This window comes from Arthrobacter sp. Z5-13 (assembly GCF_056499105.1).
The window spans coordinates 4,176,588-4,189,905 of record NZ_CP096460.1 but is presented as its reverse complement, the minus strand read 5'-3'; the positions used below and the strand labels follow the sequence as shown (position 1 = coordinate 4,189,905).

Annotated in this window: 8 protein-coding genes; 2 read left to right on the top strand and 6 right to left on the bottom strand. The window is 62.3% G+C overall.

Going from position 1 to position 13,318, the window contains the following annotated elements:
* Positions 1-162 precede the first annotated feature (162 nt).
* Together M1E02_RS19490 and M1E02_RS19485 are read right to left on the bottom strand one after the other, a co-directional pair.
* Complete coding sequence (locus M1E02_RS19490; RefSeq protein ID WP_479375824.1) at positions 163-1,623, bottom strand: MFS transporter; 1,461 nt, start codon at positions 1,621-1,623, stop codon at positions 163-165.
* A gap of 149 nt (positions 1,624-1,772) precedes the next feature.
* Positions 1,773-2,630: a helix-turn-helix transcriptional regulator gene (locus M1E02_RS19485; RefSeq protein ID WP_479375823.1), complete on the bottom strand. Its 858-nt coding sequence runs from the start codon at positions 2,628-2,630 to the stop codon at positions 1,773-1,775.
* Between the two features lie 338 nt (positions 2,631-2,968).
* On the opposite strand from M1E02_RS19485, the gene M1E02_RS19480 reads away from it, so the two are divergent.
* Positions 2,969-3,649 carry a 4'-phosphopantetheinyl transferase family protein gene (locus M1E02_RS19480; RefSeq protein WP_479375822.1) on the top strand — a complete coding sequence of 227 codons (681 nt, stop codon included), beginning with the start codon at positions 2,969-2,971 and terminating at the stop codon, positions 3,647-3,649.
* A gap of 16 nt (positions 3,650-3,665) precedes the next feature.
* On the opposite strand, the gene M1E02_RS19475 is transcribed toward M1E02_RS19480, so the two are convergent.
* The 4 genes from M1E02_RS19475 to M1E02_RS19460 form a co-directional block, all read right to left on the bottom strand.
* Positions 3,666-5,069 carry a M1 family metallopeptidase gene (locus tag M1E02_RS19475; protein WP_479375821.1) on the bottom strand — a complete coding sequence of 468 codons (1,404 nt, stop codon included), beginning with the start codon at positions 5,067-5,069 and terminating at the stop codon, positions 3,666-3,668.
* Positions 5,066-9,034, bottom strand: a complete 3,969-nt coding sequence (locus tag M1E02_RS19470; protein ID WP_479375820.1) for a Pls/PosA family non-ribosomal peptide synthetase — start codon at positions 9,032-9,034, stop codon at positions 5,066-5,068. Before M1E02_RS19470 ends, M1E02_RS19475 begins: the two co-directional genes overlap by 4 nt.
* Complete coding sequence (ppk2, locus tag M1E02_RS19465; RefSeq protein WP_479375819.1) at positions 9,024-9,917, bottom strand: polyphosphate kinase 2; 894 nt, start codon at positions 9,915-9,917, stop codon at positions 9,024-9,026. The genes M1E02_RS19470 and ppk2 overlap by 11 nt, the downstream gene beginning before the upstream one ends.
* Before the next feature lie 76 nt (positions 9,918-9,993).
* The gene (locus M1E02_RS19460; protein ID WP_479378225.1) at positions 9,994-11,835 is read right to left on the bottom strand and encodes an alpha-amylase family glycosyl hydrolase; all 1,842 of its coding nucleotides are present in this window, start codon (positions 11,833-11,835) and stop codon (positions 9,994-9,996) included.
* 357 nt (positions 11,836-12,192) lie between these two features.
* Between M1E02_RS19460 and pstS the strand changes: the two genes are divergently transcribed.
* Positions 12,193-13,311, top strand: coding sequence for a phosphate ABC transporter substrate-binding protein PstS (gene pstS / locus M1E02_RS19455; protein ID WP_479375818.1), 1,119 nt, complete (start codon positions 12,193-12,195; stop codon positions 13,309-13,311).
* Positions 13,312-13,318 lie beyond the last annotated feature (7 nt).

Below are 13,318 nucleotides of genomic sequence, written 5' to 3'. Positions count from 1 at the left end.
GCGGCAGAAGATCGAGAGGCCGGGGCGCAGCGTAACTGCTCACCGGCCTCTCGCCTTGTCTCAGCTAAACCAAGGCTCTGGCATCAAGGTGGGCAAGCGCGGCAGAGATCCTTTCCTCCTAAGCGAGGCTCATTGGAAACACTCTCTGTGTGGCTTAGCGGCTTAGAAGGATTCGGCAGGGACGAGCTCGCGTTCGGCCGCCGCTTCCTTCTTTGTGGGGAGGAAGGCCATGATGATGCCGGCTGCAGCAAGGACGACGACGGCGTTGACTAACAATCCGAAGTGGACACCGCCAAGGACAGCCTCTGCGGAGGCTGGATCAACGTAATTGCCTGTGGTGAAAGCCAAAGCAATGGCACTGACGATGGGTGTACCGATGGTGAAGGCTACCTGCTGGGTCTGACCGGCAAGGCCCGTCGCCAGACCTTGTTCGGAGTCAGGCAGGCCGGAGGTAACGGCAACTGTGTAGGCAACGATCACGAGCACATGCCCGAAGCCGCCGATCGCGGTTGCGATCAAAATGTGGGTAAAGCCGACACCCATGTCCATTCCAAGCAGGAGGAAACTAAGCGTGGAGATTCCCTGCAGGGCGAGTCCAAGGACCAAAGTCGATTTGGCGCCGATCCGGTTGATGACGCTGGCAGCAACCAATCCGCCAGTGAACGCGCCGGCGCCGAGTACGCCAAAGGCGAGGCCTGTGGCGAGAGCAGAGGTCTCCAGCACCCGCTGCAGATAGATGGTCAGGAGGAAGACCTTCCCGCTTTCCATTGCGAAGGTGATAAGTCCTCCGAGGTTTCCCAAAGAGACAGAGGGCCGCTTGAGGATTGTGACGGCTGCCAAGGGGTGTGACGAACGGGCTTCGACATTCCAGAACACGATGAAGGCTATAAGGGCGGCGCCCAGCAGGCCGAGGGTAGTGGGGGAGCCCCATCCTTCGCGTTCAACAGCGGTGACGCCCAGGACAAGCGCCAACAGGCCAAGTGTGAGGGTGATTGCGCCCGGCACGTCCAGTTTCTGCTGAACCCGTGCCGAGAGGTCTTTGATGACGAAGGTAGCCAGCGCCAGGATGATGACACCCATCGGGACATTGATGAAGAAGGTGAAGCGCCATCCGAACAGATCGGTCAGAACCCCTCCCAGGACTGCACCAACGGCGAAGCCCAGGGAAAGCAGCGCACCGTTCAAGCCAAGCGCCTTGTTCCGCAGCGGGCCCTCTTCAAAGGATGTGGTCAGGAGGGAGAGGGCAGCGGGCATGGTGATGGCAGTTGCCAGGCCCTGGCCAATGCGGGCCCCAAAGAGGACAGATGGATCGGTGGCAAGTCCTCCCACCGCCGACGCGACGGTCAGAATGAACATTCCGATGAGAAACATCTTTTTGCGGCCGTAGTAGTCGCCGATGCGACCCATGAGCAGGACGAGCCCGGCAGCCGAGAGGGCGAACAATGTGATGATCCATTGCAGATCGCTGTCGGCGATGCCAAGGTCCCTGCCCATGGCGGGCAAAGCCACGGTGACAATCGAGAAATCGAGGGCGAACATGAACTGGGCGCCGAGAAGAAGTGTGAGCACGAGCCGCTGGCGGGCTGAAAGGGCCAGCGGCGGGGATGGAGTAGTCGTTGACATGTCTCCAGCCTGCGGGGCCGGCCAGCCTCCATCCAGAGTCCGCTTATGGTGGTACCGAATCCACCACCCTTAGTGGATCGGCAGCCAGGTCCGTTCCCCGTGCAGGGTCGCGACGCGCCCGAAAACAACGTCACCGAAATGCATCCCCCTCAGCTGGCGCGGGCGAGGGCTTCGGCGGTGCCGGAGCCGGGTTTGGGCAGGTAGAGCAGCACCCGCAGGTCATCTCCCCCAACAGGGTTGAGGACTACGGATTCGAGGGTGAGCCGGCCAAGCTGGTTATGGTCGAACACAACGTCCACATGGGGTTCCACTCCCACCACATGGGTGTCCCAGTACTGCTTAAATTCCGGTGATACCCCGGCTATCTTGTCCGCCAGTATGTCGAAAGTTGCATCTCCTGCGTACATAGCTGCCTGCCGCCGGAATTGGGCGGCCATCATGCGGCCGGCCAGCTCGCGGTGGGGATAGCGGGCTGCCACCTCTGCTTTTGTAAAGAACTCTTCGAGGCAGTTCGAGCCCACTCTGATGCCAAAGACGTACTCGGATATCGGGTTGGTGGCCACTACGTTCCAGTACCGGTCCACGGCGTAGGCCGGCGATTGGGTAAATCCGGCGAGCATGCGGTCCATGGCGCCGCGGATCTCTGCTGCTGCCGAGCGGCGGACGGGCTGTTGCTTGCCAGCGAGCTCGTAAAGGTGTTCCAGGTCTCCGTCTTCGAGTTTCAGCGCCTGGCCGATCGCATCTACCACTACTGAAGACACTCCAATGTCCCGCCCCTGCTCAAGCCATGTGTACCAGGTGACTCCAACATTGGCCAGGACAGCCACTTCTTCCCTGCGCAGTCCTGGGGTACGGCGTCGGGAACTGGTAGGCAAGCCGACATCCTGCGGCCTGAGTTGCTCACGGCGAGCCCGGAGAAACTGGGCCAGACCCATCCGACGGGCCTCTGACTCATCAGCGTCCCGCGGGACCGCAAAGGAAGGCGTTTCGGCGGTTGTCTGTGTCATCTCAATCTGCTCTTTCATATTTCAGCCCGGAAGTCCCTGGTGGCCCGGAGAGTCAGGAAGCTGCAGCAGTTCCCGTTTGACTTACGTTGCAGGGAACCGGCTGCCGCAACAGGACCATGAAATCGCCCAGCGCAGAGCGGTGAAAAAGATGTCCCCCATCCACTTGATAGTAGCGAGGAGGGGGCTCACAGAAGTCCTCCCAGAGACGCATTCGCTCAAACTGTTACAAACGGTGCCCGTCTGACGTGGTCAAGGTATCCAGCCATGCCCGTCTGAGTTGTTCCAGGAATCAGCCGCTCCAAGCCAGTCGAGGGTTGCCGATCCTTACAATGGCTAATGTGCGCGATACGGAGCTAGGAGGGGTTGCAGTCAGAGCGTTAGCTCTGCTGGCGCCCGGTGCTTCGGACTTGAAGATGCTCGACGACTCGGAACATCGGCGCGCCATTCGTTTCGTGAACCCGTCTGATGCCTCGGACTTCCTGGCCGGGAGGTTGGCCTTGCGATTGTTCGCCGCTGAGTTGGCGGGCGCTCCGCCGGAGACTTTGGTGGCAGACTTCCAATGCCCTCGTTGCGGCGGAGGAAAAGGGGATCATGGCCGGCCGGGTTACGTCCTCAAAAATGGGAGCCCGGGTCCTTTGCTGAGTTTGAGCCGGACCAGCGGATGGGTCCTCCTGGCCGGCGTCATTGGCGGTGATGGCGTTCGCGGAGTTGGGATCGATGCGGAACAGATCAGCAGGACGGCATTCCCGGGCTTTGACTACCTTGTCCTGACGCAGCGGGAGCGCAGCGGCCTCTCATCGGAGACAACAGCCGAGGGGCTTCGTCAGCGGGCACGGCTTTGGGCCCGGAAGGAAGCCTTCCTCAAGGCCATCGGCGAAGGACTGGAACGGGAGCCGGCATCGTGTGATGTAACCGGGGACATGCTGGAGGGGGCAGCGTTGGTTGACCTGGAACCCGAGCAGTTTGGGCTCCCCTCCGGAACGGTCGCAGCCCTGGCAACTCTTGATGAGCGGTTCTGAGTGGTTCCCCCGCGCTTTAGCGTTTAGGCAGGCTTGCCTGGTAGAGCCAAGGGTGAAGGATGCTCTGGGCGTCAAGGCCCTGGACACCTGCGCACACTTCTTGTGCCAGCCGAATGAGATCACCGGTTGTCACTGACCCGAAGCGGTTTCGTTCTGTCCAGGCCCTGAGAAACCCGAAGAAGAGCGGGTCGCCCATGGCCGTCCTGAGGCCATGGAGGGCCAAAGCGCCTCGCTTGTAAACCCGGTCATCGAACATCAGTTCCGGACCGGGGTCTCCGATCATCAGGTCCTGCGGCTTGGCTGCGAGACCCTGCCGGGCAGCCTCTGCCCGTGATGCTGCCGTTCCTTGGCCGGAAGCCTCTGACCACAACCATTCTGCGTAGCAGGCAAAACCCTCGTGGAGCCAGATGTCCTTCCAGGAGGAAGCCGTAACAGAATTCCCGAACCACTGATGCGCCAGTTCATGGGCAATCAGCCGCTGTGATTCCCACCGCTGGTCCAGATGGTTGCGGCCGATGATTGACAGTGACTGCGCCTCAAGGGGAATTTCCAGTTCGTCGTCCGGGACGACGACGGTATACGAGTGAAAGGGGTACGGTCCGAAGCAGCTTTCAAAAGTGGTCATCATCTGGTCCTGCCGGGCCAGCGTTGCCTGCGCACGTCCCATCAGGACCGCCGGCGCCGCTACGAGCTGCGGGACTCTGCTTCCTGTGGCCGGTTTGTCCTGGTCGCCGGGGCCAGGCACATCAGAGTGGGCGCTCGCCAGGGGCACGATCTCGTAGCGGCCGATCTGTACGGTCGCCAAGTAAGTTGCCATGGGCTCTGATTGTTCATAGACCCAGGTCTCGCGGCTGGCCTTCGCATGCCTGGAAACCAGGGTCCCGTTGCACACCACCTGGTAGTTCGCCTCGGTGGTGACGGTGAAACCGAAGCTGGCTTTGCGACTCGGATGGTCATTGCATGGGAACCAGGACGGTGCTCCCGTGGGCTGACCGGCGACGAGGACGCCGTCGGTCAGTTCCTCCCACCCGACGTCGCCCCAGTTTCCCCTCAGGGGGCCGGGCCGTCCTTCGTAGCGGATGTCAACGCCGAATTCGGATCCTTCAGGGATCGGGCCGGCGGGGGTGATGACAACGCGGCCCTCGCGCTGGATGAATCGTGCGGGCCGCTGGCCGTCCACCCTGACCTTCATAACGCGCAGCCCTGAAAGGTTCAGCATGATGGACGTCAGCCGCGTGCTTGCGGTCGCGGAAACTGTTACGTGGGCTTCGAGACGGTTCGTGGCCACACGGTAGTCAAGGTGCAGCTCATACCGGGAAACGTTGAAGTCCGAGGAACCGTGACCGGGCGTATAGGGGTCAGGCAGAGGATCCGGGAGGAGTGTCCGGCCCAGTTCAGGGGAAGCTAAAGGTCGGTTCACCCGATCATCGTAACTTGGCCCGGCCCGCCGGGCCCCACGGACCAGGGGCTGACAGGGTTCCCGATCCAGTAGCTGCCTGCAGGGACGGTTTCCCCGCGCATCACGAGGGACGCAGGGCCCACAGTGCCTCCGGCACCGATGCGTGCTGCCGGCAGGATCACGCCGTGGGGGCCTATGGTGGCCCCGTCCTCCAGAGTCACCGCTGCCATGCTCATGACGCGGTCGTGGAACAGGTGCGTCTGGATCACGCAGCCGCGGTTGACCGTGGAGTTTTCACCCAGGGTGACAAGATCGGCTTCGGGCAGCCAGTAGCTTTCGCACCAGCTGCCGGAGCCAATGCGAGCGCCCAGGGCGCGGAGCCACCAAACAAGGGCAGGACTGCCTGTTGCGGACCGGGCGAACCAGGGTGCGGTCACCATCTCCACAAAAGTGTCCACTACCTCGTTGCGCCAGATGAAAGAACTCCACAACGGATGTTCGCTGGCCTCGATGCGGCCCACAAGGGTCCATTTGGCCGCGACTGAAGCGGCCGCTGCCACAGCTCCAGCCGCAATGACGATTACTCCACCCAAAAGTGCCGCAGCGGCGTACCCTCCTGCGCTGCCGGCCAGAAGGTCCAGGGCCACCAGGACCCCAGCGGCGATGCCTACAGTCAGGATCACGGGAATCGCCCGGCAGAGCTCCCAGCATGCACGGAATATTTTCAGCCGCAGCGGGGGATCAAACGTCAGGGTTTGGTCGGCGTCGAGTTTGGACCTCCTGAGCCTTACGGGAGGGCTGCCGAGCCAGGACGTGCCTGACTTGGCCTTGGCCGGTGTAGCCGAGAGTACTGCGACGAGGGAATTCTTAGGCACGCTGCGACCCGGGCCGGTCATACCGGAGTTCCCCAGGAACGCGCGCTTGCCAATCTTTGCGGGAGCCACCTTCATCCAGCCCCCGCCGAGTTCGTACGAGGCGATCATCGTGTCATCGGCAAGAAAGGCGCCGTCGCCGACTGTTGTCATTGAAGGTAGGAGCAGCACTGTGGAGGCTTCGACGTTCCGTCCTACCTTGGCACCGAGCATTCTCAACCACATTGGAGTGAACAGGCTTGCGTAAATCGGAAACAGCAGGTCCCGGGCTGCGTCCAGCACCCGCTCGGTGGCCCAGATCCGCCATCCTGTCAGGCTGCGGACCCGGTAATGGCCTTCCGTCAAGCCGATCCCCAGGATGCGCACCACGCCGGCAGTGAGCAGGAGGTTGGCGATGAACCACACTGCGGCCGCCACTGGCACAGCTCCAAGCACAACCGGCCAGGCCTGGACGAGGGAACCCTGGCCGTGAACCGCCCAGGCCACCACGGAAGCCGCTGCCAACACCGAGCAAAACGGGATCCCAGCGAGCAGGGCCGAGCCGGCAGCGTAGGCGGGAAACCAAATCCTGGTTCCTTTGCCTGGTGCCGGATCCGCGGGAACGTCCCGGCGGGCCTTACCTATTCTTACGGCCGGTGATCCGGCGTAGTGCTGGTTGGCGCGGACCTTCCCCAGAACCGCTGAACCTGGGGAGACCTCGGCTCCGGCCCCCACCCGGGCACCCGGCATCAGAGTGCTGCGGGAACCGACCGTCGCACCGCGGCCTACATGGATGCGCCCTATATGGACCAGGTCACCGTCGATCCACCAGCCGGAGAGATCCACTTCAGGTTCAATCGAGGACTCCGGACCGAGGTAGAGCATCCCGGTGACCGGAGGCACTGAATGGAGGTCCACGTTCGGGCCGATCTTCGCGCCCAGAGCCCTGGCATAGTAGGGAATCCAGGGGGCGCCGGCGAGACTGACGGCACCAGCGAGGTCAGCGATCTGCTCTGCCAGCCACAGCCTCAAGTGCACTTTCCCCGATCGCGGATAGGCGCCCGGGACCACTCCCCGCAGAAGGATCCTGGCGGAAGCCGCAGCGATTGTCATGCGCCCCAAAGGACTGACGAAAACCGCCCAGGAAGCCAACACCCACCACCAGGAAACGGTGGTGGCAGCGGTAAGAACACCAAGCATGGACAGGACGTTGTTCCCGGCCATGAGATAGGTCAGCCACCGCATACCCACCAGAACATGCAGGGGCGCACTGATGAGCACCTGAAAGACCTGGGATTTGCGGGCGGTGGGCCTGACGGTGCGTTCACGGGGCGGAACTGGAGCGCCGCCGTCGCCCGATGCCAGCGCCAGTTCCACCAGGGCTCCCAGACGGGGCCGGGAATAGATATCGGCGACAGTGATGGTCGGATATCTGGTACGCAGCGCGGATACCAGCTGAGCGGCTGCCAGACTTCCTCCGCCATGGGCGAAAAAGTCCGCCTCCAGGCCTTCGGGCGTCCCGCCGAGGACCGCAGCCCACTGCTCGGCGATCCAGGTTGCAACCGGATCCATGGTCACTGCGGCGGCAGATGCTTCCTCGGGCAGGGATTTGAGCGGCCACGGCAGGGCGGCCCGGTCCACCTTGCCGCTGGTCTTTACGGGGAGGGAGCCGACGACGGCGAGCATGGGAACCAGCGCGGCTGGAAGGCTCAGGGTCAGCACCTCACGAAGGGCGGCAAGGTCGGGTTCGACGCCTGGCGCCGGGGCAAGGTATCCGACCAGGACCTGGTGTCCTGCGCCGGTGGTTTTCACTGCGGCAGCTGCGCCGTGGATTCCGGGCAGGGCCTGCAGGGCGGAATCAACTTCCCCCAGTTCGATGCGTCGGCCACCGAGCTTGACCTGTTCATCGGCCCGGCCCATGAACAGAAGCCCCTCACGTTCATAGCGCACAAGGTCGCCGCTGCGGTAGGCGCGGTCCCATCCCAGGCTTTCCATGGCTGCGAACTTTTCGGCGTCTTTAAGCGGATCCAGATACCGGGCCAGTCCTACTCCGCCGATGATCAGTTCTCCGATATCGCCCTCAGCCACCGGAATGCCTTCCGAGTCCACCACGGCGAGGTCCCAGCCATCCAGCGGAAGGCCTATTCTGACCGGGACGGATCCATCCATCAATGCCGCGCAGGCTACTACCGTCGCCTCGGTCGGTCCGTATGTGTTCCACACCTGACGGTCCTGGACTGCCAGGCGGGCCGCCAGCTCCGGCGGACATGCTTCGCCGCCGAAGATCAGCAGCCGGACGGCGTCAAGTGTCTCAACGGGCCAGAGTGCGGCCAGCGTCGGCACGGTGGAGACGGCAGTAATGCCCTTGGTAACCAGCCACGGACCAAGGTCCATTCCTGTCCTTACCAGGGCGCGAGGAGCCGGAACCAGGCATGCCCCGTGCCGCCATGCCAGCCACATCTCCTCGCACGATGCGTCAAAGGCGACGGAGAGGCCTGCCAGTACCCTGTCGGCAGGACCAAGCGGCTCCTCCTGCAGGAAGAGGCGTGCCTCGGCGTCGACGAATGCCGCCGCCGAGCGGTGTGTCACCGCCACACCTTTGGGCGTTCCCGTTGAACCCGACGTAAAAATGATCCACGCGTCGTCATCAGGGGCGGCAGTACGCGGCTCCGGCAGAAAGCCCTCGACGACGGCGGAGGCGTCCTGGATGCCGCCGGCACCCAGTACGGCGGAGACTCCTGCTTCGGCAAAAACGAGCCTGGCACGCTCCTCAGGGTCATCGGCGTCCACCGGGACGTACGCTGCTCCGACAGACAGGACAGCAAGGATCGCCACGTACAGTTCATTCGTCCCGGAGGGAATCCGCACACCAACCCTGTGCCCCGCGCCAATGCCGGAGCGGTGGAGCTGGCGGGCATAGGCCCTGACCTCTGCCAGCAGCTCGGTGTAACTGAGGCAGGCACGGCCATCGTCCAGGGCGGATGAGTCGGGATACGCCGCCACGGTATCTTCAAAAATCTCTACGAGCGTGCGCGGGGCGGAGGCCTTTAGTGCCCCCGTCAGCTGAGGGCTGTGGGTCTGAAAGGACCCGTTCGTGCCTGCCACAGACGTGGCAACCACAGGCTTAACTTCCACCGGGACTTTCACCGTCCTCGAAGATCCTTGAAGCGGGGCCAACAATCAGGCTGTCCGGCGCGGCGACAAGTTCGGTGTCCTTGTCCTCATAATCAAACATGTGCAGCACATGGCGCATGGCCTCCAGCCGGGCGCGTTTCTTGTCGTTGCTCTTGACCACCGTCCAGGGTGCCCAATCCGTGTCCGTGGCTCGGAACATGGTCTCTTTGGCCGCCGTGTAGGAATCCCATTTATCCAGTGAGGCCAGATCCATGGGGGAGAGCTTCCATTGCCGGACCGGGTCCACCTGGCGGATGGTGAACCGTGTCAGTTGCTCGGTCCGGGACACGGAAAACCAGAACTTTACGACGTCGATACCGTCGTTGGTCAGAACCTGCTCGAATGCCGGAGCCTGCCGGAGGAACCCCTGGTATTGGTGGTCGGTACAAAATCCCATGACCCGCTCCACCCCTGCCCGGTTGTACCAAGAGCGGTCAAACATGATGATCTCCCCTGCAGCAGGCAGGTGGGCAACATAGCGCTGGAAGTACCACTGTGACTGCTCACGTTCACTGGGCTTCTCCAACGCCACAACATGCGCCCCGCGGGGGTTCAGATGCTCGGTGAAACGCTTGATGGTGCCGCCTTTACCGGCGGCATCCCGCCCTTCAAAAACCACCACAAGGCGACGGCCCGTGGCCTTTATCCACTTCTGCAGCTTCAGCAGCTCGATCTGAAGTAACCGCTTCTCCATCTCGTACTGCTCTCGCGTCATCCGGTCCGCGTACGGGTATCCTTCCCGCCAGGTGTCAATGGGGGCGCCGTCAGGACTGACCAGGACCGGGTCATCATCATCATCGTCGAGCACGCTGAAGCCATGGCTGGACAGATCGAATACATTCACCGGCAGAACGTACGCCCGCCCGGTGAACTCCTGATGAACGGGGAAACAACGGAATGAGATGTGAATCCGCCCGATCCTAGAGTTGTGGCCGGACCCTGAGCCAGACGTATGACCGCGGGCTGAGGATGATTCCGCCGCCGAGGCTCAGCGGATCGCCGGACAGAATATCCTCGGCATCAGGGGTGAATCCTGACAACGTGGCGGCGGGAATGTCCTGGGGCTCGTCACTGAAGTTGGCCAGGACCAGGATCGCCGAACCATCACCCGGGCGCTGATAGCCAAGAACGCTCGGGTTCCGGGTGTTGAAGTCGACGAGGCGCGTGCCCGCCATTTCCGGCGTGGCAGAGCGTACTGAAATCATCCTCCGCAACCCGCCGAAGATTTTGCCTTCCGGGGTGGTGGGGTCGTGGCGTTTTTCGTATTGCTCCAGGGGATAGTGCGGGCGGTGTACCCAGCGGCTGTCCGCCTCGTGACCTTCTTCCATCGCGTACTGGTAGTCATTGAGTTGGCCCACCTCGTCGCCGAGGTAGAGCAGGGGGATGCCGCCGGTGCTGAACACCACAGAATGAGCCAACAGGATTCTCTCCAGCGCCTGAGCGGAAGCGTCCTCCAGGCCGCAGAGGGACGCCGTCGTTCCGGAAATCCGGCAATCGCCGGTGCGCGGGTTGTCCTGGAACGGGACACCGTGGGCGAAGCTGCCGGGGAACCGGCTGACGTAGAAGGAGTTCAGGAAGCGACGGTGGTCAAAGCCGTTGATGCCCAGTTCCGCGGCGTCTTCATCGGAAAAGGTCCAGCCGATATCGTCGTGGCTGCGCACGTAGTTGATCCAGGACGTTCCCGCCGGGATGTTGTGCCGCCGTTCCAGTGCCTGCGAGAGCAGGGATACGTCCCTTGTGGCCATCGCTTCCCAGATGAGGGCCATCTGCAGCGGATTGTAGGAAAGCTGACACTCTGCCGGGTCGATGTACAAGGCCACTTCATCCGGGTGAACGATGGCTTCGGATTTGAAGAGGAGGGAGGGGGCGCCGATGCGGCAGACCGCATTGAACGCCTGCAACAGAGTGTGGGCCTCGGGCAGGTTCTCGGACGTCGTTCCGAGCTGCTTCCAGATGAAGGCCACAGCGTCCATCCGGAGGATGTCCACTCCCTGGTTGGCCAGGAAGAGCATCTCCCCGGCCATGGCGCGAAACACCTCCGGGTTGGAGTAGTTCAAGTCCCATTGGAAGGAATGGAATGTCGCCCAGACCCACCGCCCGTCAGGCATTTGAACGAATGAGCCAGGGTGATCGTCGGGAAAAATCTCGCGAACGTTTTTCTCAAACTCGTCAGGCAGGGAACGGTCCGGGAAGATCCAGTAGTAGCCGCTGTACTCGGGATCGCCCTCAGCGGCCTTGCGGGCCCATTCGTGTTCGTCCGAGGTGTGATTAAAAATGAAATCGACCACCAGGCTGATGCCGTTGGCCCGCAGTTCAGCTGCAAGGCTGCGAAGCTGTTCCATCGTGCCGAGCCTGGGGTTGACCTCGCGGTAGCTGGAGACGGCATAACCGCCGTCAGAGTGCGGCTCGGGTGCCAAAAACAGCGGCATCAGGTGCAGGTAGGTGAGGCCGAGTTCCTTGAAGTAGGGGATCCGGGCGCGGACACCCTCGAGGTCCGCAGCATACCGGTCTACGTAGCAGACCCCGCCGAGCATCTGGTTGGACTGGAACCAGTCGCTTTTGCCCTCCCGCCCGGCGTCGAGCAGCTTCAAGTCCGCGGGCCTTTGCTTCCAGGAGCGGGCGATTTCGAGGACCAGCGAAGTCAGCTGGTCCTGAAAGTCCGGACGAGAGCCGTAGAGCGAATGGAACAACCGGGATAGGTCAGGAAAATGCCGGCCGAAGCGCCGCTCGAAGTCTGCCCAGTCCTGATCTCCACGTCCCATGCCTGCCTGCTCGGCGACGGCGTCAAGCACCTTCCGGCTTTGGATCTGATCTGCTTCGCTAAGCTCAGGCATGGAAAACTGCTCCTTGGAGAAGGTTGCGGTTCGGTCTACTGGCTGAAAGTCTAGTCAAGCGCAGCCCGGCTTCGCCGTCCCTACGCCGCCGGAATCGTTGACGCAACGGTGACCGGTCATGTGTCAGCCAATATGCCGCCGTCGTTAACCCTTCGTTCACCTTGGTCATGGCGTCCCGTTACCTGCAGCCCATAACTTCGTTGAAGGTACACAACGTACGCATCGCGCTGCAGGGCGTCTCCGGCCCTGCCCGCACCTGAATAACCCTGGAAGGGGTACATCTAAGTGAAGGCATTCCGTTTCGGCCGCCATGCGGCCATTGCAGTCATCGCAGCCGGGGCACTTGCGTTGACGGCTTGTGGTTCCGACAACCCCACCGAAGCTGCCGCAAACGGCGGGGCCAAGTCCGGCTCCAACGCCAGCGGCACACTGACCGGTATCGGTTCCTCCGCGCAGGGCGCAGCAATGGATGTTTGGAAGTCAGAGTTCGCTTCAGCCAACCAGGGCGCCACCGTTCAATACTCTCCGGACGGCTCGGGGGCTGGCCGTAAGGCGCTTCTGGACGGTTCAGCCCAGTTCGGCGGCTCAGACGCCTACCTGAAGGACGATGAGTACGAATCGTCCAAGGAGATTTGCGGTCCTGAGGGCGCAGTCAACATCCCGGTCTACATTTCCCCGATCGCTATCGCCTTCAATGTCCCGGACATCAAGGAACTGAACCTCGACGCCGTTACGGTTGCGAAAATCTTCCGGGGCGAGATCAAGAACTGGAATGACCCCGCAATCTCGGAACTGAACCCCGACACGAGCCTGCCTGACCTCCAGGTCACTCCAGTGAACCGCTCTGATGACTCGGGCACCACCACCAACTTCACGGACTACCTTGCCGCCGCAGCTCCAGAAGCCTGGACTGACAAGGCTTCGGGAGTCTGGCCCGCCTCCCTCAAGGGTGAAAACGCCAAGGGAACCTCCGGCGTTGTCAAGACCGTCACGGACACCCCGGGTGCAGTTACCTATGCCGATGACTCCGCCGTGAGTGGCAAGCTGGGCATTGCCCGGATCAAGGTGGGTGAAACCTTCACCAAGATCTCAGCTGAGGCCGCTGCAAAGGCAGTGGATGCCGGCAAGCCGGTCGAGGGTCGGTCAGCCAACGATCTGTCGATTAAGCTGGACCGCAAGACTGCCGTCGAGGGTGCTTACCCCGTAGTGCTGGTTTCGTTCCACATTGTCTGCTCGACTTACGACAGCAAAGAGACGGTTGACCTCGTCAAGGCCTTCGAATCCTATGTTGTCTCTGAAGAGGGCCAGGAAGCCGCAGCCGATGCTGCGAAGTCCGCACCCCTTTCGGCAGAACTTCGCGAGAAGGCCGTCAAGGCCATCGAATCCATCAAGGTCAAGTCCTAGGGTCAGT